General features: G+C 64.5%; 20 protein-coding genes, 1 other RNA gene and 1 pseudogene. 11 read left to right on the top strand and 11 right to left on the bottom strand.

The window, feature by feature from the left end; translation table 11 throughout:
• Positions 1-44: 44 nt before the first annotated feature.
• The 4 genes from panE to ABS769_RS07020 all read right to left on the bottom strand — a co-directional run bounded on the left by panE (position 45) and on the right by ABS769_RS07020 (position 3,500).
• Complete coding sequence (gene panE, locus ABS769_RS07035) at positions 45-983, bottom strand: 2-dehydropantoate 2-reductase (protein ID WP_317061129.1); 939 nt, start codon at positions 981-983, stop codon at positions 45-47.
• 116 nt (positions 984-1,099) lie between these two features.
• On the bottom strand, positions 1,100-1,678 hold the full coding sequence (locus ABS769_RS07030; RefSeq protein WP_317061130.1) for a hypothetical protein: 579 nt from the start codon (positions 1,676-1,678) through the stop codon (positions 1,100-1,102).
• A gap of 2 nt (positions 1,679-1,680) precedes the next feature.
• On the bottom strand, positions 1,681-2,484 hold the full coding sequence (locus ABS769_RS07025) for an ABC transporter permease (protein ID WP_168959992.1): 804 nt from the start codon (positions 2,482-2,484) through the stop codon (positions 1,681-1,683).
• On the bottom strand, positions 2,481-3,500 hold the full coding sequence (locus ABS769_RS07020) for an ABC transporter ATP-binding protein (RefSeq protein ID WP_316697792.1): 1,020 nt from the start codon (positions 3,498-3,500) through the stop codon (positions 2,481-2,483). Before ABS769_RS07020 ends, ABS769_RS07025 begins: the two co-directional genes overlap by 4 nt.
• Before the next feature lie 35 nt (positions 3,501-3,535).
• Between ABS769_RS07020 and ABS769_RS07015 the strand changes: the two genes are divergently transcribed.
• Complete coding sequence (locus tag ABS769_RS07015; protein WP_317061131.1) at positions 3,536-4,363, top strand: ferredoxin--NADP reductase; 828 nt, start codon at positions 3,536-3,538, stop codon at positions 4,361-4,363.
• An 89-nt stretch (positions 4,364-4,452) separates the two neighbouring features.
• On the opposite strand, the gene dmeF is transcribed toward ABS769_RS07015, so the two are convergent.
• On the bottom strand, positions 4,453-5,436 hold the full coding sequence (dmeF, locus tag ABS769_RS07010) for a CDF family Co(II)/Ni(II) efflux transporter DmeF (RefSeq protein WP_317061132.1): 984 nt from the start codon (positions 5,434-5,436) through the stop codon (positions 4,453-4,455).
• A gap of 65 nt (positions 5,437-5,501) precedes the next feature.
• On the opposite strand from dmeF, the gene ABS769_RS07005 reads away from it, so the two are divergent.
• On the top strand, positions 5,502-5,774 hold the full coding sequence (locus ABS769_RS07005) for a metal/formaldehyde-sensitive transcriptional repressor (RefSeq protein ID WP_039514053.1): 273 nt from the start codon (positions 5,502-5,504) through the stop codon (positions 5,772-5,774).
• 62 nt (positions 5,775-5,836) lie between these two features.
• Positions 5,837-5,911, top strand: a non-coding RNA gene (locus ABS769_RS07000) — sX9 sRNA.
• Positions 5,912-6,193: 282 nt separating this feature from the next.
• Here ABS769_RS07000 and ABS769_RS06995 read toward each other — a convergent pair.
• A pseudogene (locus ABS769_RS06995) lies at positions 6,194-7,764 on the bottom strand (GH39 family glycosyl hydrolase).
• 330 nt (positions 7,765-8,094) lie between these two features.
• On the opposite strand from ABS769_RS06995, the gene ABS769_RS06990 reads away from it, so the two are divergent.
• The 5 genes from ABS769_RS06990 to ABS769_RS06970 are packed head-to-tail and all read left to right on the top strand — an operon-like array spanning position 8,095 to position 12,500.
• A complete protein-coding gene (locus ABS769_RS06990) occupies positions 8,095-8,682 on the top strand; it encodes a hypothetical protein (protein ID WP_317061133.1) in 588 nt (195 codons plus the stop codon).
• Positions 8,679-8,879, top strand: a complete 201-nt coding sequence (locus ABS769_RS06985) for a helix-turn-helix transcriptional regulator (RefSeq protein ID WP_006449488.1) — start codon at positions 8,679-8,681, stop codon at positions 8,877-8,879. The genes ABS769_RS06990 and ABS769_RS06985 overlap by 4 nt, the downstream gene beginning before the upstream one ends.
• Before the next feature lie 60 nt (positions 8,880-8,939).
• Entirely contained in the window at positions 8,940-10,532 is a 1,593-nt protein-coding gene (locus ABS769_RS06980) for an alpha/beta hydrolase (protein ID WP_317061134.1), read from the top strand.
• 31 nt (positions 10,533-10,563) lie between these two features.
• Entirely contained in the window at positions 10,564-11,310 is a 747-nt protein-coding gene (locus ABS769_RS06975; RefSeq protein WP_168959986.1) for an ABC transporter ATP-binding protein, read from the top strand.
• A complete protein-coding gene (locus ABS769_RS06970) occupies positions 11,307-12,500 on the top strand; it encodes an ABC transporter permease (RefSeq protein ID WP_317061135.1) in 1,194 nt (397 codons plus the stop codon). Before ABS769_RS06975 ends, ABS769_RS06970 begins: the two co-directional genes overlap by 4 nt.
• 405 nt (positions 12,501-12,905) lie before the next feature.
• On the opposite strand, the gene ABS769_RS06965 is transcribed toward ABS769_RS06970, so the two are convergent.
• The 5 genes from ABS769_RS06965 to ABS769_RS06945 all read right to left on the bottom strand — a co-directional run bounded on the left by ABS769_RS06965 (position 12,906) and on the right by ABS769_RS06945 (position 20,544).
• Positions 12,906-13,928 (bottom strand): energy transducer TonB, encoded by a 1,023-nt coding sequence (locus tag ABS769_RS06965; RefSeq protein ID WP_317061136.1) that lies wholly within the window; start codon positions 13,926-13,928, stop codon positions 12,906-12,908.
• 140 nt (positions 13,929-14,068) lie between these two features.
• Positions 14,069-15,634 (bottom strand): tryptophan halogenase family protein, encoded by a 1,566-nt coding sequence (locus tag ABS769_RS06960; protein WP_317061137.1) that lies wholly within the window; start codon positions 15,632-15,634, stop codon positions 14,069-14,071.
• Between the two features lie 12 nt (positions 15,635-15,646).
• A complete protein-coding gene (locus ABS769_RS06955; protein WP_317061138.1) occupies positions 15,647-16,660 on the bottom strand; it encodes a cupin-like domain-containing protein in 1,014 nt (337 codons plus the stop codon).
• Entirely contained in the window at positions 16,650-17,351 is a 702-nt protein-coding gene (locus ABS769_RS06950; RefSeq protein ID WP_317061162.1) for a SapC family protein, read from the bottom strand. The genes ABS769_RS06955 and ABS769_RS06950 overlap by 11 nt, the downstream gene beginning before the upstream one ends.
• A gap of 178 nt (positions 17,352-17,529) precedes the next feature.
• Positions 17,530-20,544, bottom strand: coding sequence for a TonB-dependent receptor (locus ABS769_RS06945; protein WP_317061139.1), 3,015 nt, complete (start codon positions 20,542-20,544; stop codon positions 17,530-17,532).
• Positions 20,545-20,798: 254 nt separating this feature from the next.
• Between ABS769_RS06945 and ABS769_RS06940 the strand changes: the two genes are divergently transcribed.
• From ABS769_RS06940 to ABS769_RS06930, 3 genes are all read left to right on the top strand, one after another.
• Positions 20,799-21,488 carry a glutathione binding-like protein gene (locus tag ABS769_RS06940; RefSeq protein WP_023905577.1) on the top strand — a complete coding sequence of 230 codons (690 nt, stop codon included), beginning with the start codon at positions 20,799-20,801 and terminating at the stop codon, positions 21,486-21,488.
• A 412-nt stretch (positions 21,489-21,900) separates the two neighbouring features.
• Positions 21,901-24,129 carry a S9 family peptidase gene (locus tag ABS769_RS06935; protein ID WP_317061140.1) on the top strand — a complete coding sequence of 743 codons (2,229 nt, stop codon included), beginning with the start codon at positions 21,901-21,903 and terminating at the stop codon, positions 24,127-24,129.
• 242 nt (positions 24,130-24,371) lie between these two features.
• Positions 24,372-24,839, top strand: a complete 468-nt coding sequence (locus ABS769_RS06930) for a cytochrome c oxidase assembly factor Coa1 family protein (protein WP_317061141.1) — start codon at positions 24,372-24,374, stop codon at positions 24,837-24,839.
• Positions 24,840-24,875: the final 36 nt, after the last annotated feature.

Here is a 24,875-nt window from a genome sequence, read left to right as displayed (position 1 = left end):
TACGGTTCACACGTACACCTACCGCCCCCGCACATCCAATCGCCTCAGCTATACCGCAACACCTGATACGCCTGCAGATGCACATTCGCCGCCATCAGCAGCGGCGCATTGCGCCCGGTCTCGCGCACCCGCTTCAACATGTCGCCGACGATCTGCGCCGCTTCCACCTCCTGGCCGGCTTCCAGATCGCGCAGCATCGAGGCCTTCAGCGGCGAATCCACCTGCAACAAGGTCTGCAGCGCCTTGGCGCGCGAGACTTCCGGAATCGGCTGCCCGGCCGCATCGGCGGCCCACAGGCATTCGTTGTACAAGCCGTTGATCAACGCGCGGCCATCGTCGGTGGCCACGATCGCACCGACCGGCGCACGCATCAGGCAGGTGGCCGCCGCCAGCGCGGTGAGGAAGCTGTACTTGATCCACTGCTCCTGCGCGATCTGCTCGCTGGCCACATGGGTGATGCCTGCCTGCGCGCAGGCCGCAGCAAACGCCTGCACCCGCGCTGAGCTGGCACTGCCACTGCGCTCACCAAAGGTCATCGCCGCCGGCTTGCCCAGGTGCAGGATCTCGCCATGCTCGCCCTTGGTGGCGCTGATGAAACACAGCCCGCCCAACACCCGCGCTGCACCGAAGCGCTCGTCCAGCGCTGCGTAGTGCCGCAGACCGTTGAGGATCGGCAGCACCGTGGTGTGCTCGCCGACGGCCGGCGCAATCGCCTCGATCGCGCTGTCAAGGTCGTAGGCCTTGCAACTGAGGATCACCAGATCGAATGGCCGCTGCGCCACCAGCGCCGGCAGGTCCTGCGCGGTGACATGCGCCACCGGCAGATCGGCATCGCCCAGCGGGCTGCGGATGCGCAGGCCATCGGCCTGCAGCTGCGCCGCCCGCGCATCGCGCACCAGGAAGGTGACATCGACCCCGGCCTGCGCCAGACGTCCGCCGAAATAACCGCCGGTGCCGCCGGCGCCCAGGATCAAAATACGCATGAAAAATTCCTTTCAACTTAATTCGAACGCGCAGGCGTCAGCTATTATTTCAGCCGGATCGGGGATTCTCGGTCGGCATCAGGCTCTGGCGGAATCGCCGGAGCCTTTTTGTTTGGTCAGTAGATCTGACTACCTCTACCAACAATATGTATTGGGAAGTCAGTGCCTAGCTTTTTCAAGCTGGCCTTATTCATTTGATTAATAACTTCTCCCATGTTTCCCACGAACCGGCTGGCTTCTTGCGGCCTTGCTTGCCTAGCCCACGGCGGATCGGTGCTAGGAGTACGTGGACTCGCCCCCTTCCATGTAGCTTTCTCATCTTCGCGCGAGTAAGGCTTTGCATGAGCAACCTTGTTGCGGAAGCGGAATGCTTCATCTACCCACTCGTGCGGGATGGCCTGCATTAACATATCAAGCGCATCAACTAAGGCTAGAAATTTCTGATCTGGCGCGGTCCGCTCAAAATCCTCGATATCCACAAGCTGCGGAATCATTCGACGTTCGTGTAGCGCATGACCGAGCTGGTTGAAGTAGGCCTCCAAAGCAAAGCAGCACATCATCATGGCGCCCAGCGCGAACTGGTTAGGTTGTTCCTCTGCGGCATCTCCGCTTCTTTCAAGGAAATTACGCGCTGCGTTCGCGAGAAGCGCGTGCGAATAACCTTCCACGCTTTGCGTCACATGCTTTCTATCCATCATCAGCTCCGCAAGCCCACACCACGGCGCAGCAACCACAGCGCCAGTGCGCTGAGGACCGCGACAAAGCCCAGCATCAGCGCGTAGGCGACCCAGATCGGCACGTCGGAGCTGCCGAGCAGGCCGTAGCGGAACGCGTTGACCATGTAGAAGATCGGGTTGGCGTGGGTGGCCGCTTCGGCCCACGGCGGCAGCAGCTTCACCGAGTAGAACACGCCGCCCAGATAGGTCAGCGGGGTCAGGATGAAGGTCGGCACGATCGCCACGTCGTCGAACTTCTTGGCGTACACCGCGTTGACGAAGCCGGCCAGCGAAAAGATGATCGCGCCCAGCACCACCGTGCTCAGCGTCACCAGCGGATGCGGGATGCGTACGGGAGTGAAGAACATCGCGATGATCAGCACCAGCGCGCCGACCATGACCCCGCGCAGCACCGCGCCGGAGACGTAGCCCCACAGGATCACCCAGTTGGGCATCGGGCTGACCAGCAGCTCTTCCACATGGCGGCCGAACTTGGCGCCGAAGAAGCTCGATGAGATGTTGCCGTAGCTGTTCTGGATCACGCTCATCATCACCAGGCCCGGCACGATGAACTGCATGTACGTATAGCCGCCCATGTCGCCCACGCGCGAGCCGATCAGCCCGCCGAAGATCAAGAAGTACAGCGTCATGGTGATGGCCGGCGGTACCAGGGTCTGGCCCCAGATACGCAGGATGCGCTGCACTTCGCGGCGCACGATGGTGCCCAGCGCAATCCAGTTGCGGCGTGCGTTGGTGGGTTCGGTCACGGTGCGGATCTCGTTCATGGCTGGCCTCCGCTGCGCGGCTGCGTTGGCGGTGTGCCGTTGGGAATGGGCGTCGCGGGTGCGGCGGCGTCTGGCGCCGGCGCATCACCGGTCAAGCGCACGAACAGCTCTTCCAGCCGATTGCTCTTGGTGCGCATCGAGCGCACCCGGATGCCGGCGCTGCCGAGCGTGGCGAACACGCGGTTGAGGTCCATCGCGCGCGGCATGTCCAGGTCCAGCGTGTGGCCATCGATGGCGGTGAGCGTGGTGCCTTCGATCACCGGCAGTTCGGCCGGCAGGTCGCCGTCGATATCAAACAGGAAGCCTTCCACGTCAAGCTTGGCCAGCAGTTCGCGCATCGGCCCCTGGGTGACGATCTGGCCGTGGTTGATGATGGCCAGGTTGCGGCACAGGTGCTCGGCTTCTTCCAGGTAATGCGTGGTCAGGATGATGGTGGTGCCGGCGGCGTTGATCTCCTTGAGCACGCGCCACATGTCGCGGCGGATCTCGATGTCCACGCCGGCGGTGGGCTCGTCCAGGATCAGCAGCCGCGGCTGGGTCATCATGGCGCGAGCGATCATCAGCCGGCGCTTCATGCCGCCGGACAGCGTGCGGCTCATCACCTGGGCCTTTTCCCACAGGTGCGAGCGGCGCAGCTCGGCTTCGGCCAGGCGCTCGGCCTCGGCGCGCGGCATGCCGTAGAAACCGGCGTAGTTGACCAGGATGTCGAAGGGTTTTTCGAACAGGTTGAAGTTGACCTCCTGCGGGACCAGTCCGATCAGGCGCATCGCATCGCTGCGTTGGCCGACCAGGTCGGTGCCGAACACTTCCACCTGGCCGGCGGACAGGTTCACCAGTGAGCTGATGATGCCGATCAGGGTGGATTTGCCGGCGCCATTGGGGCCGAGCAGGGCGAAGAAATCGCCTGGCGCCACGTCCAGCGAGACGCCCTTGAGCGCCTGGGTGCCGTTGTCGTAGGTCTTGCGCAGATCGCACACACGCAGCGCGGGTGCGGTGATCGGAGATGGGGAATTCAAGATGTTCCTTCGCGTCAGCGTGACGGCGCAGCGAGTTGCAGGTCGTTATTATAGAAGGCCGCGGGGGCAAGCCCCGATCACAGACTGTCCCAAATACGTTCGTGCCCGTTCAATTCCCCCTCAAGCTTGTCGACCGGCGCATGATTGCGCCCACCGTGGCCCACTGCCAGTTCCTGCGTGACGACGGGCAGCCGCTGGATTTCCAGCCCGGGCAGTTCATCCAGATCCATTTCGATGCCGCCGACGGCACGCCGACCAAGCGCAGCTATTCGCTGGCGACCATCCATGACCATGCGTTCGGACCGGGCGAGGCGGTGGACATCGCGGTGAGCTTCGTGCCCGGCGGCTCGGCCACTGCGCTGTTCGAAGGCCTGCAGATCGGCGACCAGTTGCAGGCCAGCGGGCCGTACGGCCGTTTCTGCCTGCCGCCGGGCGACCACAACCGGCGCTATGTGCTGATCGCCACCGGTACCGGCGTGACCCCGTACCGCTCGATGCTGCCGTTGCTGGCCGAGGCGATCGCCACCCGCGGCGTGCAGGTGCTGCTGCTGCAGGGCGCGCGCACGCCGGCCGAGCTGCTGTACGGCGACGACTTCCGTGCGTTTGCCGATGCGCACCCGCAGTTCCGCTACGTGCCGTGCTTCTCGCGCGAGCTGCCCGAGCAGCCGCATGCCGATGTGCGGCATGGCTACGTGCAGCAGCAGCTGGCGGAGTTCGCGCCCAGTGCCGAAGGCGATATTGCCTACCTGTGCGGCAATCCGGACATGGTGGACAGCTGCATCGAAGCCTTGAAGGCAGCCGGCCTGCCGAACGCGCAGATCCGTCGCGAAAAATACGTCAGCCCGGCGCCTTCGAAGACCTGAGCAACCAGTTCCGCAGCGCAGCGATAGCGCCGGCAGCTGCATGCACGCTGTGCAGCATGCAACGTGCATGCGGTTGCGCATAGGCGGTGCTACGCCCGCGCTGCGTGCAGTGCCGGGCGCTGCAACTCGACGGTGATATGCACCAGTTCTTCGTGAATCTGCAGCGCCTCGCGAACCAGCTTCGCATCGATGTCTGCCGCAGTGACCAGGCTGACCACGCAAGCATAGCGATCGCTGCCGACGCGCCAGACATGCAGGTCGCCGATGTCGATCGCATGCGGCAGCTCGGCGATGACCTGCTTCACTTCTTCCACCACCGGGGCATCCATCTCCGCATCCAGCAGCACGCGGCCGGTACTGCGCAGCAGTCCCCACGCCCACACGGTGACCAGCACCGCGCCGACGATGCCCATGATCGGGTCCAGCCAGGTCACGCCCCAATGCATGCCGGCGACCAGCGCGACAATCGCCAAGACCGAAGTCGCCGCGTCGGCGACCACGTGCAGATACGCCGCTCTCAGATTGAGATCGGCGTGACCGTCGTGGTGACCATGACCGTCATGCGCGTGTTCATGGCCGTGCCCATGGTGATGGCCGTGGCTATGCGCATGGCTATGCGAATCGCGTAACCACCAGGCGCAGATCAGGTTCACCAGCAGGCCGATGACCGCAATGACCGTGGCTTCCTGATACTGGATCGGCTTGGGCGAAAACAACCGCTCCACTGATTGAAATGCCATCAGGCCGGCAACGCCCAACAGCAGAATCGCACTGGTGTAGCCACCCAGCACTTCGACCTTCCAGGTGCCGAAGGTGAAACGCACATCGTTGGCGTTGCGTCGCGCGAAACGGTAGGCGAACAGCGCCAGACCCAGGGCGAGCGCGTGTGAGCTCATATGCCAGCCATCGGCGAGCAGGGCCATGGAGTTGAGGGTCCAGCCGCCGACGATTTCCACCACCATCATGACCACGGTCAGGATGACGGCCTTGCGGGTGCTGTGTTCGGCCAGCGGGTTGGTGCTGGCAAAGGTGTGCGACTGCGCGCAGTGCGGCGCGGCGTGCGTGATCGACATCGGAAGAGGCTCTGGCTACGATACCCCCCTATGGTATCTCAGATACCCCCAGGGGGTATATGGCAATGGCACATCTGAATCAGGACAAATCCAAACTGCTCGCTCGCGTGCGCAGGATCCGTGGACAAGTGGAGGGGCTGGAAAAAGCCCTGGCGCAGGACGTGGACTGCACCGCGTTGCTGACGCAGGTGGCGGCGTTTCGTGGCGCGGCGCAGGGCCTGATGGTCGAGCTGCTCAGCGAGCACTTGAAGCACCATGTCGCGGCACCGGAGGCGCTGGGCGAGCGCGAGCTGGCGGTCGACGACATCACCGCCATTCTCAAGACCTATCTCAAGTAAGAGCGGCCATCAAAACGACTGCGCTCACCGTCAGGTGGGCGCGGCCGGTGCTTGAAATGGTCATGTACCACCCGTGCACTGCGGTTGCTCCGCGATGTTTGCACCCGCTGGTCACTGCGCGCTACGTTTTGTTTGCCGCTTCAAGTCCTGCACATCGGGTCGATGCGATCACGCCGATTCGCTTTTCACCTTGTGCGCTGCGCGGACTGAGTGACGGTCCAGCGCGCTGGACCTCGATGATGTCGTGCCTGCAATGTCCTGCGGCGATGCGCGTGACATGCGGCAACGCACGCATGACGAACCCGACGTCGCGAACGATGCACGGTCGGGACGTCGCGCCGAACTGCGCGCATCGCTGCGCGCACGGAATCCACACCCAACGCCTCGCCTGATTGCAGGCGCAATGGCGTGCCGGGCGCTCAGCGCGCCGACGGCTCCAGCGTCATCAGCACCACATCGTTGCTGCGCATCGGCACGCGGATCTCCACCACGCCATCGGTGCCGACGCGCACGCGCCGGTCCTGCTCGGGCGTGTCGCGCGTGGCCTGCTGCAACTGCGCCAGCTGCCGCGGCGCCAGATCCTTGGGCATGCCCATGTCGATGTACAGCGATAGCGGATCGTTGCGTCGGTAGCCGGTCTTGCGCACCTGCAGCCGGTAGTTGCCGGCCGGCACGTGCGCCAAGCGGAATACCAGCGCTGCGCTGTCGGTGCTCGGCACCTGTTTGGTATAGAACGGGGTATTGCTCACCGCCTGCACCGGCTGCTGCCAATCCCAGGCCAATGCGGCGATGCGCTGGCCATCCACCGCCGCAAATGCGTGCGCATCGCGCAGCGGAATATCGCGGCCCTTGAGCGCGTTCAAGTATTGGAGGCAAACCACGCCGGCTTACGGATGCCCTCGCGATTCATCAGCCCGAAGCCGCCGTGGAAGGGCGTGGGCGGCGGGCCGGGTTCTTCGAACAGATCGGTGTAGGTCCAGTAACTCATGCCCTGCACCAGGCCTTGCACCTGCTTGAGCTTGGTCAGGATGTAAGGCGCGTTGATGTAGCTGTCGTGGACGAAGTCGCGCGGCGTGTAGCTGCTGCTCCACTCGGTGAAGTACAGCGGCAGATCCGGAAACGGCGAGGCCTGGATCTGCGCGCGCACCCTTCGCACATCGCCAACGATGGCATCCGGCGATGCAGACAGCTTGGTGTCCTGCTTGCCGTCTTCATCGAGAAATCCGCCGTCCACGCCGTAGGTATGCGTGCTGACGAAATCGATCGGCAGTTTGTTCTTGGCAACGAAGGCCAGCAGTTCCGGCACCCAGTCCGCCCCCGCAGTGGAGGGGCCGCCCACGCGCAGTTGCGGGTCGATCGCCTTGATCGTGCGTGCGGTGTTCGCATACAGGTCGAAGTAGGCCTGCTGGTCGGCATTTTCCCAGAAGTCCTTGAGGTTGGGTTCGTTCCACACCTCGAAGTACCACTGCCGCACCTCGTCGGCACCGTAACGCGCACGGATGTGGCGCACGTACGCATCGATCAGCTGCGTCCACTTGCCCGGATCCGGATGCGAGGTGTTGCCCTTCCAGTAGAAGAGCGTCTGCTCGGAGGTTTTCATCGCGCTCGGGGTAAAGCCCAATTCCACGAACGGACGAATGCGCTTGGCCAGCAGCGCGTCGTAAAGCTGATCCAGCTTGGTCCAGTCGTAGACGAGTTTTCCGTCGACGTCTTTCACCGTGCCGAGCACGTCATGGAAGACGTCGTGGAAGCGGATGTAGCGAAAGCCCAACTCCTGCACGGCAGGAACCAGGTGTGTCTGGGTATCGCTGCGGATCAAGGTGCCGGGAAAATCCGAGCCGATCGACAGAGCGTAGAAAGGGTCGACCGGTCCGCTGGCGGCAGCCACATCCACCTGGATCGTGCGCGGCGCAGGTGCGATCTCTTGCGCCACTGCCGAGGTCGCCATGCAGCCACTCAATGCGATTGCCAACAAGATCTTCCGACGCATCATCGCTCCGACCAGTATTCGATCAGGGAGCGTAACCCAGCTCCGGTGCAGCGCTGCAGACGGGATGTGGATGCATCTCCTCTCGCCGTCGTTGAATCGGCAAACACGGCAGCCCTCGCGTCGCCGGACGTGTAAAGGGTGCTTGACAGCTAGCCACGTCAAGCGCATCGTGCCTGTCAAGTTGACTTGACAGGTGAAAGGGATGCATCAGCAGCATCAGCAATCGGATTGCGCACCGGCGTGGCCGGCGCAGCGGGGGATGCGTGGCAGTGCCGAGATGGGAAACGTTAGCCTGCCATTGAGCGCAACAGCGCAGAAGAGGCGCCGTTCATGACCCACTACAACCGCAACGCGCTGGTCGCGTTCTGTGTGGGCGTGGGTTTGTTCGCCGTGGGTGCACTTGGTCAATGGCAGCTGCTGCCACTGAGTGCTTACGGTGCCGGGCTGTGTGTGGGTGCGGGCATCTCGTGCCTGCTGCTGGCACTGCTGCTGTGGATGTCGCGCGGCAGCATGGGCGATAGTGCGCGCCCGGCGCTGGCGCGGCGTTATCAGCGCGAATTCGGCGTGCCGATGATGTTGTACGTGGTGGTGATGCTGGTCTGGAAATACCTGCTGGCCCACGTGGACCCGAACTGGGCGCGTGTGCTGATTGCGTTGTTGCCCGCAGTGTTGGTGGCGTTGGTGATCCGCGCGGTGGCGCGCTACGTGCGCGACTCGGACGAGATGCAGCGACGGATCGAACTGGAGTCGATCGCCATTGCCGCCGGCCTGGTCAGCGGCGCGTATATGACCGGTGGGTTTCTGCAGGCCGCCGAGCTGATCGACATCCCCGCAACGGTGGCGATGCTGTGGGTGTTTCCGCTGTTGTGCGGAATTTACGGCATCACCAAAAGCATCAACGCACGTCGCTTTCAATGAACAGCCGCGTACGCGAATTGCGCGAGGCCAGCGGTTGGTCGCAAGGCGAATTGGGAGAGCGGCTGGGCGTGTCGCGGCAGACCATCAATGCGCTGGAGACCGGCAAGTACGATCCCAGTTTGCCGTTGGCGTTTCGCATCGCGCGTTTGTTCGGGGAATCGATCGAGCACGTGTTTCTGTTTGAAGACGGGCAGTAGTCGCAGTGGTCACACCCGACCGGCTGCGGCGTCAGGGAATAGGGGATACCAGGAGAGATGGTGAACATGGTGAAGCAACCCACAGTGGTAGCGGCATTGCTGATTGCGATGCTGGCTGCCGGATGTCAGCGTGCAGACAAACCTGCCGAAAACACACCTTCGCAAGATGCGCCTGCTGCAACCAGGGCTGGCGCAACTGCACCCGGCAGCGCGCAGCCACGTGCAGCAACCACGCAGACCGGCACGGCCACAGCCAATCGCTACGGCGCGCTGCAATTCGTCCCGTGCACGCTGAGTTCCGGCAGCGCGGCAGGCAATATCGAAGCGCAGTGCGCAAGCCTGCGCGTGCCGGAAAACCCGGCCGCACCGACAGGGCGCAGGATCGACCTGAAGATCGCCTGGCTGGAAAGCGATGCCGGCGCAGGCAACAAGCCCGATCCGGTGTTCTTCATCGCCGGTGGGCCGGGGCAATCGGCGACCGAGGCTGCCGCCATCGCAGCGGCTGCGTTACGCGAGGTACGCAAAAACCGCGACATTTTTCTGGTCGATCAACGCGGCACCGGGGGATCTCACCCCCTGCGGTGCGAGACAGCCGATGGCAAGCCGTTGCAGGCCGGCATGGCGTCCAGTCCGGAAGAATTGACGGCCTATGCGCAGCAATGTGCCGAAGGCTTGCAACGCCATACCGACCCGCGTTACTACACCACTGCCGAAGCCATCGGCGATCTGGATGCCGTCAGAGCCGCCCTGGGTGCACCACGCATCGACCTGATCGGTGTGTCTTATGGAACGCGCGTGGCGCAGCACTATGCCAAACGCTATCCCGCACAAACGCGCGCCATCGTGCTCGATGGCGTTGCGCCCAGCGATCTGGTGATCAGCGGTGAGTTCGCACGCACGTTTGAAGACGCTTTGATCCTGCAATCCGAACAATGCCGCGCCATCGCGGCCTGTCGCGCGCGCTTTCCCACCGATGTGCGCACGCAGCTGCGTACCGTCATGGACCGCTTGAAGACCGAATCGCCGGAGGTGGAGTACCGCGATCTGCGCACCAACGCCATCAAGCGCGATCGGGTGACCGCCGACGCGGTGATCGGTCTGGCCTTTACCTTCTCCTACGCACCGCAGAGCGCTGCGCTGCTGCCGCTGGTACTGGACGAAGCAGCTGCCGGTCGCTACGCGCCGTTGATGGCGTTGTCGCACATGGACATGCAGATCAACCAGCCCATGCAATGGTCGGTGGTGTGCGCCGAAGATGCCGACCGCTATCGTCCGGTGCCCGCGCACCAGGCATTGCTGCTGGGCGAGGATGTCCCGCGCAGCGTCTTTGCCGCATGCCCGGTGTGGCCCAGCGGCAAGCGCGCCGCCGATTTCACAGCGCCACTGCGTTCGCAGGTGCCGGCCTTGCTGTTGTCCGGTCAGCTGGATCCGGTCACGCCGCCACGCTATGGCGACACCGTGCTCAAGGGACTGCCCAATGGGCGGCATCTGGTCGCACCCGGACAGGGCCATAGCGTCATGGCACTGGGATGCATCCCCAAGCTGATGGCGCAGTTCGTGGAAACCGCCGATGCCGGTGCGCTGGATGCGCGCTGCGTTGCCGATCTCAACAACGTGCCCGCGTTTACCTCGTTCAACGGATGGGAACCATGAGCCGCACCGACCACGCCACGGAGGCGCTCGCATGATCGTCGTCGACAACCTGCACAAATCGTTCAAGACCAAGACCGGGCTGGTGAAAGCCGTCGATGGAGTCAGTTTCAGCGCCGCCGATGGCCAGATCACCGGCCTGCTCGGGCCCAACGGCGCCGGCAAGACCACCACCTTGCGCATGCTCTATACGCTGATGTCGCCTGACCAGGGCAGCGTGAGCGTGGATGGCGTGGACGCCGCCCGCGATCCGGTCACGGTGCGCCGCGCACTTGGCGTGTTGCCGGATGCGCGTGGTGTGTACAAGCGGCTGACCGCGCGCGAAAACATCGCTTACTTCGGTGAGTTGCACGGCATGTCGCGCACGCTGATTGCCGAGCGCACGCGCCTGCTGTCGGCCGCGTTGGACATGGACGATATTCTCGATCGTCAGACCGAAGGCTTCAGCCAGGGCCAGCGCACCAAGACCGCGATTGCGCGCGCGCTGGTGCACGACCCGCGCAACGTGATTCTCGACGAGCCCACCAACGGCCTGGACGTGATGACCACGCGCGCGATGCGCGGCTTTCTGCAGCAATTGCGTGCAGAGGGGCGCTGCGTGATTTTTTCCAGCCACATCATGCAGGAGGTGGCGGCGCTGTGCGATCGCATCGTCATCGTTGCCAAGGGCACGGTGGTGGCCTGCGGCAGCGCCGACGAACTGCGCGCTGCCACCGGTGAAGACAATCTGGAAGACGCCTTCGTCAAGGCGATCGGCTCGGACGAGGGACTGCACGCATGAGCACCACATCGTTGTTGTCCACCCTGTGGACGGTACTGCGCAAGGAGTTGCGCGATATCGGCCGCGATCGCCGCACGCTGGCATTGGCCTTGCTGCTGTCGCCATTGCTGTACCCGATCCTGATTCTGGGCATGGGTGCACTGAGCGAAAGCCGCGTGCGCACGCAAATCGACAAGCCGCTGGAGATCCCCACGCTCGGTCGCGAGAACGCGCCCAATCTGGTGCGTTTTCTGGCCGCGCAAGGGCTCAACGCGGTCGCCGCGCCGGCCGATCTGACCGCCGCAATCCGCACTCAGGAGGTGGATGTGGCGCTGCGCATCAGTGACAGCTACGCCGAGGATTGGCGTGCCGGCCGCCCGGCCTTGGTGGAGGTCATCAAGGACAGCACGCGGCGCGAGGCCGACGTGCCGAGCATGCGGCTGCAGGCCGCGCTCAGCGCCTATAGCCAGCAGGTCGGTGCATTGCGCCTGCTGGCACGCGGTATCGATGCGCAGGTGGGCAGGCCGCTGGAAATCGCAGCCCAGGACCTGGCCACCGCCGACGCCAAGCGTGGGCAGATGATGGCGATGCTGCTGCCGGTGCTGCTGGTGATCACCTCGTTTCTGGGCGGCGCCTCGCTGATTCTGGATGCCACCGCCGGCGAGCGCGAACGCCAGTCGCTGGAGCCGTTGCTGGCCACGCCGGCGCCACGCAGCGCGATTGTGAGCGGCAAGATCGCCGCCGCCTGCGTGATCGGCATGGTGTCGTTGTTGCTCACGCTGCTGGCGTTCAAGCTGAGTGCGCAGTTGTCCACCTCGAACCTGGGGCGCCAGCTCAATGTCGGTTTTTTGCCGATGTTGCAGATGCTCTTCATCCTGGTGCCAATGCTGTTCGTGGGCACCTCGCTGCTGACCTACCTGGCTGCTGCCGCCAAGAGCATGAAGGAAGCGCAGGCGCACATGACCTGGTTGCTGCTGCTGCCGATGCTGCCGGGCTATGCGTTGATGGCGTATCCGCTGAAGACGCAGTTGTGGCACTTCGCGGTGCCGTTTCTGGCACAGAACCAGATGCTGCTCAAGGTGATACGCCATGAGCAGATCAACGCACAGACCTGGGCGGTGTACCTGTTGGCTGGCTTCGGTGTAGCGGCGGTGTTGTGGTACGCGGCGGTGCGGCGGTATCACCAGGAGCGGCTGGCGATTTCCGGGTGATGTTCCTTCTCCCACCGAGAGAAGGTAGCGCGTAGCGCCGGATGAGGGTACGGATTGTTGATGCGAATGCGCAGCTACGATTGTTGATATTTGTGTGCAATGTGGCTGTTGTCTATCGAGTTCGTGATGTGCACTTCGCCGCCGTACCCTCACCCCAACCCCTCTCCCGAGGGGAGAGGGGCTTTAATCCTTCTCCCCTCGGGAGAAGGTGCCCGCAGGGCGGATGAGGGTACGGATCACCAGCAAACAAAAAGCCCGCATCGCTGCGGGCTTTTTGTTTGGCGCCCGGCATTTGCCGGGAGTGCAGTGCATCAATAACGATCGTCAGTCAACGACCAGCGACCAGCGACTAACAGACGCACTCCGTCAGCCGCCAGCAAACCATGCAAGCATCCAGCCACTCACTCAACCACCCGGATTGAACGACAGCGTGCGCCGCGTCGTCACCGGTGCGGCCACAGGTTCGAAGCGCCAGCGCTTGACCGCGTTGAGGGCTTCGCGGTCGAACACGCGCGGCGGATTGGCGCGCAGCACGCGCGAGGCGGTGATCGAGCCGTCGGTGCCGACCGTGAGTTCCACCAGCACTTCGCCGGAGGTGCCGGCGCGCAGCGCTTCAGGTGGATAGCGCGGTGCCGGCGTGCTGATCGGGCGCAACGACTGCGCGCTTGGAGCGGCGGCAGCGGCGGGCGCAGCAGCCGGTGCCGGGCGCGGGGCGGCCGGGGTCGGTGCCGGGCTCTCGGCCTGGCGGCGTGCGGCGGCCTGGCGCTCGGCTTCGGCGGTCTGCTGACGCGCGGCTTCCTGTTGCGCGGCGATCTGCTGCGCAGCGGCCGCCTCGCGGGTCTGCTGCTCGGCCAGGCGCTTCTGTTCGGCGGCCTGCTTGGCCTTGTCTTCGACCAGCTTCTTGGCTTGCTCGGCATCCTGCTCGGAGCGGTTGGCGGCGGTCTTCATGCCCGCATCCAGGCCGGTCTTCAGGCGCGGCAGTGCCGGTGCCTTGGGGTCGACCTTTTCGATCAGCGCGATCAGGCGCTGCGCTTCGGGGAATTCTTCGCGGCTGATGCCCTGTTCGGCGGCGATCAGCGTGTACGGCATCAGATCGGTCAGCGCGCTGTTGACGGTGGCGTCCTGCGGCTGCTTCTCGCGCAGTGCCAGGTAGTACTCCACCGCGTTGTCGCCGGCCGGGGCGTACATGCGGTTGTCCTGCAGCGCCTTGGTGGCCGATGCGCGCAGCTGGTCGGCGGCCATCGACTGCACCTGCGGCGACACCGCAGTGGCCGGCGTGGGCGCGGCGGCCGGTGCCGCAGGCGTGGCGCCGGTGGCCGGCGCGGTGGTGGCGGCCTTGTCTTCCTGCTTGGAGCAAGCGGCCAGGCCAACCAGCAAAATGACTGGCGCGATCCGGCGTGCCATACGGCCCTGTGTCAGATCCAACATGCGTCCCCCTTACCCCGAGTGCGATAGATAATGTTGCTGCGGCGAGCGCCGGCCACTGTTCCCGCAATGGACGGCAAAGCGGCAATCTAGCATTGCTGGGGCGGTCTAAGCCAAGGGGTGCGCCGAGGTCGGGCGCAATGTCATGCCGCCGGGCTGGCGAGCACCGGAGTGGCAGGCAGCCGCGTAGCCGGCTCGGGCAATGGCGGAGCGGGGCAGTAGCGCCGCAGAAAGTCCGTATGCGCGGGCAGCCGCACCAACGCCGCATCGACCCGCGTGCGGATGTTCTCGAGAAAATGACCGAGTTCGGCATCGCCCATCAGGTCGGCCACGGGATGATATTGCCGGGGCGTGATGCCCTGGCCCAGCATCACCTGCACCCACGAGTTCTCGGCAAACAGTTCGTTGGCCTGATGAAACACCCGCCCGCTCTGGCGGAACAACTCCACCCGATGCCGCAGCGTGTCGGGGATCTCCATCGCCGCGCAATCGCGCCAGAACGGCGTGTCGCGACGGTCGGTGACGTGGTAGTGCAGGATCACGAAATCGCGGATATGGGTGATTTCGGCAGCGGCCTGGCGGTTGTATTCGGCGATGTCGACATTGTTGATGACCTGCGGAAAGGTTTGCATCAAGCGGATGATGCCGCGCTGGATCAGATGGATGTTGGTCGATTCCAACGGCTCCAGAAACCCGCTGGCCAGGCCCAGCGCCACGCAGTTCTTTTCCCACACCCGATGCCGCTGGTTGGGTGTGAAACGCAACGCGCGCGGTTCGGTCAGCGCGCGGCCAGTGAGATTGCGCTGCAAGACCTGCGCGGCGCTGTCCTGGTCCATGTAACGGCTGGAATACACGATGCCGTTGCCCACCCGGTGCTGCAGCGGAATGCGCCACATCCAGCCGGCCAGATCGGCGCGCGAGCGGGTGTAGGGGACCGGTGCACCAACCGATTCGGTCTGCACCGCCAGCGCGCTGTCGGCGAACAACCAGTGCGACCAATCGTCGGCGCCCACGCCCAGCGTCTTGCCGATCAACAGGCCGGCAAAGCCGGTGCAATCCAGAAACAGATCGCCTTCCACCCGCGTGCCGTCTTCCAGCGTCAGCGCAGTGAGATAGCCGCTATGCGCGTCGGTCTCCACGTGACCGATGCGCCCTTCGATGCGTTGCACGCCGAAGCCTTCGCTGAAGCGGCGCAGGAAGCGCGCGTACAGACCGGCATCCAGGTGATAGGCGTAATTCATGCCGCCGTTGGGCAGATGCGCAAAGCGGCCTTCCTGCGCGGCGCGCAGCTCAAGACAGTAGTCGCCGAAGTCGCGCGCCACGCCGCGCTGCCGGCCTTTCAGCCAGAAATGCTGGAAGCCCGCGCTCCAGTGATCGGTGCCGGTATGGCCGAACGAATGGATGTAGTGCCGGTCCACATCGTGCCAATGCTCGAAACCGATGCCGAGCTTGATGGTGGCTTGCGTGACGGCCATGAACGCGGCTTCGTCGATCTCCAGCAGGCGGTGGAAGGTGACCAGGCTGGGGATGGTGGCTTCGCCAACGCCCACCGTGCCGATCTCGTCCGATTCCACCAGGGTGATCTGCAGTTGCCGGCCCAGCACTTTCGACAACGCCGCAGCGGCCATCCAGCCTGCAGTGCCGCCACCGGCGATGACAACGTGGCGCACCGGGCACTGTTGCGGATCGGAAGGCGTGGTGTCGGGCATGGCGAGTGATCCTCAGCGATTCAGGCGTTGCAGCAAGCGTGCGCGCAGGCTGCGGGCACGGGTCTCGTCCATCGGCGCCAGCACGCCGCGCGCCGCCTCCGGTACATGCGCGGCGGTGCGCGCGTTGGCATCGAACACGTAATGCTCGAATACGTCCTGCCAGATCGCGCGTTGCTCGGCTGGCAGGTCGCGGATGGTGAGCAGCGCCAGCATCAGCGCGTTCATCGGCGAATCCATATAGGCCGGGCTCTGCCGCCACCAGAAATTCACCAGCACGTTGAAGGACTCCAGCGCTTCGATGTGATGCCACCACATGCTGGGCATGAACAACGCATCGCCCGGTCCCAACTCGGCCACCAATGCGTGTTCCAGCGCCTGCGCATAGCGTGGAAAACGCTGGAGATCCGGCGCGGCGATATCGACCAGGCTGACCGGCTGCCCGGCCGGGGTGAGATCGAGCGGGCCGATGTAGAGATTGGCCAATTGCGTGGGCGGAAACAGGGTGAAGCGGCGGCGCCCGGCGACCACGCAGGCCAGGTTGTCGGGCAGGTCCTGATGGGCGGCGATGCGGGTGCGGTTGCCGATCCAGATACTGGCCAACGGCTCGGCTTGCGGCAGGGCGATCGGGTTGTGCGCGCGCAGGCCGGGCAGGTAGGTGTCCAGCGTGGTGGAGCCGACATAGATCGCCGGTGGCTGCGCGTTATGCAGATCGCGCAGTAAGGTCTCCAGCACCACGCTCAGCGGCACGCGTTCGGGGCGGAAGTTGAAGCCGCTCATGTCCGCGTTGTAGAAGAAACGCCCACCGATCTCCGGCGGGCCGACCTGCGCCACCACCGCCTCGCCGCGATCGAAACCACGCAGATACGTGGCCGCAGCGTGCGCAGAAGTGGCGCCGGCCTGCGCCAGTGGCCAATCTCGGACCAGCCCGCGCAACACCAACGGCGTGGTGGAGCGCAGCACGGCCGGGTCCAGCTGCTGCGGGTCCAGCCCGTGCCGTTCTTCGATGGCGCGCGGCTCAGCCAGCATGGCGGCGCTGCATGCGGTCGAGCAGATGGCGGAACTGCGCGACCGAGGCCACCGCCATGTACAACGGCTCCAGATCGCCATGCCGGTACAACTCGAGCAAGGCCGCATCGTCGAGCGCGCGCAGGCGTTCTTCGTGCACCGCGTAGAGCCCTGCCAGGCGGCATTCCAGGCCGTTTTCCAGCGTGGCTTCGAACACGAACGGTTCCAGCAGATCGTAGTTGAGCAAGCGTGCGACGAAGGCCTCGCTCGCCGCCAGGCCATCATGCAAGGTGCGCAACACCTGGCTGATGCGGTCGAGAAACTCGCTGGTGCCGCCGTGTTCGCGAAACAGCAGCTCGCCGTCGGTGCGGCTGATGCGCGGGCTGTCCAGATCCACGTGCACCATCGGCCCGTCCGCTTGCTCGCCGATCAGGAATGGTTGGCGCTGAATCGCCAGCGGCACGTACGGCGCATCCCAGCGTGCGCCGTCCAGAAACAGGTTTTCGCCCAGGCGCAGGCCCAGCAACGCCAGCGGCTGAAAACTGCGTTCGCCACTGCGATGGAACACGATCGGGTACTGCGCCTGCAGCTGGCGAAATTCCTGCGGAAACGTCGCAGCCGACATCACCTCATCGCCGAAGGCGGCGCCGTGCGTGGTGATCACGCGCAGATCGCGGTGATCGAGATTGTTCAACAACACGGCATTGGTCATGGGGGAAAGTGACACATCACGCGGGGCGCGTGGCCCATGCTTGGACAGTTGCTTCGGCGTGGCAAGTCCCGGATGCAAAACATCCGGGAAACGCAAAGAGAGCGTCGTGCAAGACGCTCCGGCAGACCCGCTGCCGAGAGCGCTTAAAAGCGCACCACTGCATGACCAAAGCGCGGCCTCACCAGAACTTGTAGCGCACGCCCAACATGTAGCGCGGGCCGGTCTGGGTGGCATAGACGATCTGGTTCGGGTGACGGCCATGCTGGCGCTGCACCTCGTCGGTGAGGTTGATCGCCTCCAGGCTCAACGACAGGTTCTCGGTCCATTGATAACCGACGCTCAGATCCAGCTGACCGTAGGCTTCGGTATAGACCGGGTTGGGCTGGCCGCTGCCGTCGAAACGTGCGGCCAGGAACTCGTCGCGCCAGTTGTAGGCCGCACGTACCTGCCACTTGTCCCGGTCGTAGAAGCCGACCACGTTGGCCGAATCGCTCAGGCCTTCCAGCGCGAACTGCTCGCCGATCACTGCGTTGTTATAGGTCAGCCCGGAGTCGACCATGGTGTAGTTGGCCGACACGCCGAAACCGCTGTCGCCGAACATGTGCTGCAGGTTGAATTCCCAGCCATCCAGCGAGGCCGAGCGCTGGTTGGCCGGCGCGGTGATGGCGAAATTGGCCACTGGGTCGCCGGGCTGCCCGCTGATCACGCCGGTGGCGTTGCCGTTGGCATCGTCGGCTCCGCGCACTACGCCGGGCGCGCCGCCGCGGTTGCGGAAGATGTAGTTGCGGATACAGGTCAGGTCGGCCGAGGCGCAGCCGTTGCCCAGCGCTTCGTTCCAGTACGCACCGCCCACCGGGGTGTTCAATCCCAGCGAGGTGTCGTTGCGCGTGGTCACCCCGATGTAGTTGTCGATGTTCTTGCGGAAGAAGCCCACCGAGGCGTAGCTGGCATCGCTGTAGTACCACTCCAGCGAAAAATCGATGTTGTGCGAGAGCAGCGGCTTCAGGCCGGGGTTGCCCTCCTGGCCGGTGCCGCCTTCCAGGCGCGCGATCTGGTTGAGCGTCTGGCCGCCCTGGATGTCGCCCCAACCGGGCCGGCCGATGGTTTCGCCGTAGCTGCCGCGCAGCACCAGGTCCTCGGTGAGCTTGAAGCTCAGGTCCAGGCTGGGCAGCCAGTATTCGTACTTGCCGCTGCCGCTGGCGAACGCAGAATCAGCCAGGCGGATCGGCAACTCGTTGTTGGCGACCCAGTCGATGCCCACCGCCACCGGCACCAGTGCCTGCGCGTCCACCTTGGTTTCTTCGTAACGCACACCGGCGGCCAGGCTGATCGGCACGCGTAGATCGTCCCAGCTGTTGTTCCACTGCAGGTAGGCGTTCTTGGATTTTTCGGTCACGCGGCGGTCGGTGGTGAACACCGGCGAGATGCGGTACAGCGCTTCATCGCCCGCAGCTTGCGCGGCGGCTTGACGGGCGCGCTCGAAGTCGAACAGGAACAACTGGTTGAACTGCGCCGGATTGCCGCTGCCGTCGATCGCATCGAAATACTGCGCGAACGAACTCGGAATCCACAGATCGTCCGGATAATCGGCCGCGGTGCCGTTGCCGCCCCAGGTATCACGCTGCACGTTGGAAAACGCCGAGCGGTTCTTGACCTCGGTGCTGCCGATACCGAACTTCAACTGCGAATAATTTTCGAAGGTGAAGTCGCCGTTGACCTGGGCCTGGTCGATCTCTGACTTCATGTAGCTATTGCGGAACGCCGAGCCGGTGACCAGCGTGCGCGAGGGGTCCAGCCCGTTCAGGCCAAAGCCCAGCTGCTGCTGCAACACCGGGAAATCCTTGCTGAAATCCACCACCGAGGTGCCGCGGTAAAAGCCCGAGACGCCCAGCGAATTGCTCGAGCCGTACGGGCTGTCCGCACCGGCTTCGGCGGTGGAGCGGTGGATGTCGAAGTTGAGCTTGAACTGGTCGTTCACCGCCCAGTCCACGTTGAAGCCCAGCGACTTGTTCTGGTTGCGCGTGGCCGCATTGGAACCGGCGGTGGCCAGATCGCTGGTGGCCGGATTGACGAATTCCGAGTAGGTGATCGGACCTGCCACCGGACCGTTGGTCCAGGCACTGGCCGAGGGGCCGTAGTTGAACCACACCGACATCTCGTTGCGCTGCTGCTGGATCTTGTTTTCCGAGTACGTGTAATCCAGCGTAGTGGTGATGTTGTCCAGCGGCTTGTACTGCAGCACCAGCTGCCCGTTGGTGCGCTGGCGTTCGACGCCGACCACGCGATAGTTGAGGTTCTGCGGCACCGAGTAGATGTCGTTCGGGCCGGGGCGGTTGACGATGTTCTCCGAGCCCGGCGCACCCGGCTGCGGGATGGTGCCGTAGGCGGTGGAGTCGCCACGGAACGAACGCCAGCCGTTGGGCACGCCGACCTGGCTGTAGCCGAAATCGCGCTCCTGGTAGCTGCCGCTCAGCGACACGCCAAAGCGTCCATCGGCCGAGGTGTTGCTGAAGATGCCGGAGATTTCCGGCGTCAGCGCATCGCCCTGCAGGCGGCCCGGCAGGTTCTCGTTGGACGCATCGTGCACGCCCTTCAGGCCCACATTGGCATGCTTGCCCGGGTTGTCCAGCGGCCGGGCGGTCTTGATGTTGATGGTGGCACCGATGCCGCCGGTGGGCGTGCTGGCGCGGCTGGTCTTGAACACCTCGATGCCGGAGATCGACTCGGACGCCAGGTTGGCGAAGTCGAACGCGCGCGAGTTGGAGGCATTGGACTCTTCGATGCTGGCGCCCGGCATCTGCCGGCCGTTCAACAACACCAGGTTGAAGTCCGGGCCGACGCCGCGCACCGTGACGCGCGAGCCTTCGCCCAGCGAGCGGTCGATCGACACGCCGCTGATGCGCTGCAGCGACTCGGCCAGGTTGGTATCGGGGAACTTGCCGATGTCCTCGGCCACGATGCCATCGACGATGCCTTGCGCATCGCGCTTGACGTTCATCGACGAGGTGAGGCTGCCGCGAATACCGCTGACCTGCACGGTATCGAGCGTGGCGGGGTCGGCCTGGCTGGAACCGGGGACGGTCGAGGCCGACTGCGGTGCCGGCGTGGTTTGCGCAGCCAGCGGCGTCGACAATGCGAACAACAAGGCAGACGTCAAGCGCCGTGTGCGCGGCAGGGTGCGGAGCTCTCTCACGATGATTTCTTCCCCAAGCGAAAAAAAGCCGGCCCCAAGTCAGGACTGGCAAAGGTCGATGAAACAATCACGCATTTGTTAGCGCAGGCTTAACGAAGTCAATTTGCACTGCAGCATCGGTCGCGACCCAATCGCGTCACACATCGTTCCACTCGGCGCCACGGCGAGCGCACGCGCTGGTAGTGGGCTTGGTCGTACCATCGAACGCCACGGCACGCGGCTGCGTGCAAACCCCTTGCGAACTGGAGCACCCGATGATCGACCTGTACTACTGGCCCACCCCCAACGGCCACAAGGTCACCTTGTTCCTGGAAGAAGCCGGGTTGGACTACACGCTCAAGCCGGTCAACATCGGCAAGGGCGAACAGTTCGAGCCGGCCTTCCTGCAGATCTCGCCCAACAACAAGATGCCGGCGATCGTCGACCACGCACCGGCCGACGGCGGCCCCGCGCAGAGCGTGTTCGAATCCGGCGCGATCCTGTTGTACCTGGCCGAGAAGACCAGCCGCTTCCTGCCACGTGATGCCCGCGGCCGCATCGCCGCACTGGAGTGGCTGTTCTGGCAGATGGGCGGGCTGGGGCCGATGAGCGGCCAGATGGGCCACTTCAACGTCTATGCGCCGGAAAAGATTCCCTACGCGATCGAGCGCTACAACGCCGAAGTGCGCAGATTGCACGGCGTGCTCGACAAGCGCCTGGCCGAGTACGCGTTCCTGGCCGGCCCCGAGTACGGTATCGCCGACATGGCCAGCTACCCCTGGATCGAGGTCTATGGCGACCTCAAGCCGGACTACGCCGCCTTCCCGCATCTCAAGCGCTGGCACGACGCCATCGCCGCGCGCCCCGCCACGCAGCGCGCCTATGCGCTCAAGGACCAGGTCAACCCCAACGCCGGCAAGCCGCTGGGCGAGGAAGAGCGCAAGCACCTGTTCGGCAAGCGCTGAAGCAACGTCGTAGGAGCGGTTGCGCAACAGTACACGCGCATCAACCGCACGCGACACATCAAAGGGGCGTCTCGAGCCCCTCTCCCCCCGGGGCGCCAAGGCACGGCTTGCGCGCCACTGGCGCGCGTGCGTTGGTGCGCCCGCGCCGCAAGCGCGGGCTGGGGCGCGGAGCGGGGGTTGGGGTGAGGGTACGGCGTCGCCGGAGACTGACAGCGAACCCCCAATTGCGCTCCCTCGCCACGCGTAGCGACGCGTTAGTCCCCTTCGCCCCCAGACATCTCGCGATGCATGCACACCCCCGGCACCACCCATCCCCACGCGCACACGCCTGAGCGGCAACGCCAGGATCGCCGCGCTTCTCAAATTCGTAGTACCCCCGCATCCTGTGCGCAGTCTTCAGACAGGATCTTCGATGCGTTCCCTGTTCGCCGCCCTTGCCCTCATGCTCAGCACGATTACCACCGCCCACACCGAAAAACTCACCCTCGACGCCATCACCGGCCCGTTGCCGCTGTCCGGCCCGACGCTGATGAAACCCAAGGTCGCCCCCGATGGTTCGCGCGTGACCTTCCTGCGCGGCAAGGACAATGACCGCAATCAACTGGATCTGTGGGAGTACGACATCGGCAGCGGCCAGACCCGCCTGCTGGTCGATTCCAAGGTCGTGTTGCCCGGCACCGAAGTCTTGAGCGATGTCGAAAAGGCCCGCCGCGAGCGCCAACGCATCGCCGCCTTCGCCGGCATCGTCGATTACCAATGGGCGCCGGATGCGCACGCGCTGCTGTTCCCGCTAGGCGGCGAGTTGTACCTGTACGACCTGCGCAAGACCGGCGCGGCGGCGGTGCGCAAACTCACCCACGGCGAAGGCTTCGCCACCGACGCCAAGCTCTCGCCCAAAGGCGGCTTTGTCAGCTTCGTGCGTGAACGCAATCTGTGGGTGATCGATCTGGCCAGCGGCAAACAGCTGCAGCTCACTCGCGATGGCAGCGAGACCATCGGCAATGGCGTGGCCGAGTTCGTCGCCGACGAAGAAATGGATCGCCACACCGGCTATTGGTGGGCGCCGGACGATTCTGCGATTGCCTTCGCGCGCATCGACGAATCCGGCGTGCCGGTGCAAAAGCGCCCGGAAGTCTATGCCGACCACACCGAGGTGATCGAACAGCGTTATCCGCAAGCAGGGCAGCCGAATGTGGTTGTGCAGCTGGGCGTGATCGCACCGCGTGCCAGTGCGACGCCACGCTGGATCGATCTGGGCAACAACTCCGATATCTATCTCGCCCGCGTGGACTGGCGCGACCCGCAACGGCTGACCTTCCAACGCCAATCGCGCGATCAGAAAACCCTCGAGCTGATCGAAACCACGCTGGCCAGCGGCAAACAACGCGTGCTCATCACCGAGACCTCGCCAACCTGGGTGCCGCTCAACAACGACCTGCGTTTTCTCAAGGACGGCCGCTTTGTCTGGAACTCCGAGCGCAGCGGCTACGAGCATCTGTACGTTGCCTCCGAAGACGGCCGCACGCTGACGCCGCTAACCTCCGGCGCCTGGGTAGTCGATGCACTGCTTGCCGTCGATGAGCAAGCCGGCACGGTGTACTTTTCGGCAAGCAAGGAGTCTCCGACCCAGACCCACATCTACGCCGTGCCGCTGGCCGGCGGTGCGATCGAAAAACGTTCAAAAACCAATGGCACGCACGCAGCCAGCTTTGCCAGCAATGCCAGCGTCTACGTCGATAGTTGGTCCAATACCAGCACGCCGCCGCAGATCGAGCTGTTCCGCGCCGATGGCGAAAAAATCGCCACATTGCTCAAGAACGATCTGGCCGATCCGCAGCACCCTTACGCGAGGTACCGCGACGCGCAGCGCCCGGTGGAGTTCGGCACGCTCACCGCTGCCGATGGCAAGACTCCGCTGCAGTATCGCCTGATCAAGCCGGACAACTTCGACCCGGCCAAGCGCTATCCGGTGATGGTGTACGTGTATGGCGGCCCCGCCGCGCAAACCGTGCTCGATGCCTGGCCGAGCCGTGGCGATGCGCTGTTCGATCAATATCTCGCCCAGCGCGGCTATGTGGTGTTCTCGCTGGATAACCGCGGCACCCCGCGGCGCGGTCGCGACTTCGGCGGTGCGCTATACGGCAAGCAGGGCACTGTCGAAGTGGACGACCAACTGCAGGGTGTGGCCTGGCTCAAGGCGCAGCGCTGGGTCGATCCCACACGCATCGGCGTGCAAGGCTGGTCCAACGGCGGCTACATGACCTTGATGCTGCTCGCCAAACACAGCGATGCGTATGCCTGCGGCGTGGCCGGCGCACCAGTCACCGATTGGGGGCTGTACGACACCCACTACACCGAGCGTTACATGGACCTGCCGGCCGGCAACGTCGACGGCTACCGCGACGCACGCATCGCTACTCATCTGGACGGCCTGCGCGCCAAGCTGCTGCTGATCCACGGCATGGCCGACGACAACGTGTTGTTCACCAATTCCACCGCGCTGATGAGCGACCTGCAGCAGCGCGGAACCGCCTTCGAACTGATGACCTATCCCGGCGCCAAGCACGGCCTGTCAGGCGCTACAGCCTTGCATCGTTACAAGACCGCAGAGGCCTTTATCCAGCGTTGCTTGATGCCGTAATCCAGACATCGGCTGGCTGCGCGGTTGCCGCAGCCAGCTCACTGAGGTCTTGGTGTTCATCGTGATCGATGCGGTGCGCTACACCTGTGGCCATCACACACAAGCGCCACCGCGTCGGCGCAGCGTCTGCCGTTCTTCCGCCAGCGGCGTTGGGTCGGCATTCTTGTGCAACTGACAGGCACGCGTGGTTGCGGCCAGCTGCCCCCCTCAACCGTTGCTCACCGCACTGCAAAGGATCTGCCATGTCACTCCCGCCACCGATTCCGGGGTCACCGCAACGCGGCGTGCGAGCACCCGAGTTCTGGAGCCGCAACTGGAAATGGATCGTGCCCGGCATCGGGCTGGCGCTGTTTGTGGTGTTGGCGCTGGTGGTCGGCGCGCTGGTCTACGTCATCACCGGGGCGGTGAAATCCAGCGATGTGTACTGCGGTGCGCTGCACATCGCGCGCTCCGATATACGGGTGATGCAAGCGCTGGGCACGTCGATCGACGAGGCTTTTCTGCCCGACGGCAGCGTCAGTTACGTCGGTCCACTAGGGGAAGCGCATTTCAGTGTTGGCCTGCACGGGCCGCGCGGGCAGGGCAGTGTGCAAGTGGACGCCACACGCAGGCACGGCCGCTGGACGTACCAGACGTTGACATTCGCCAGCGCACAGGCCGATCCGATCAGTCTGTTGCCCACCGCGCCGCCGCCGCCTTGCCAGCCATGACCTAAGACGCATTGCCGCCACCGCCGCAGATGGGTA

Source organism: Xanthomonas hortorum, from assembly GCF_040279205.1.
Classification (GTDB): domain Bacteria; phylum Pseudomonadota; class Gammaproteobacteria; order Xanthomonadales; family Xanthomonadaceae; genus Xanthomonas; species Xanthomonas hortorum_F.
Note: the sequence above shows the minus strand (reverse complement) of the source record. Positions and strands in the feature narration are given on the sequence as shown.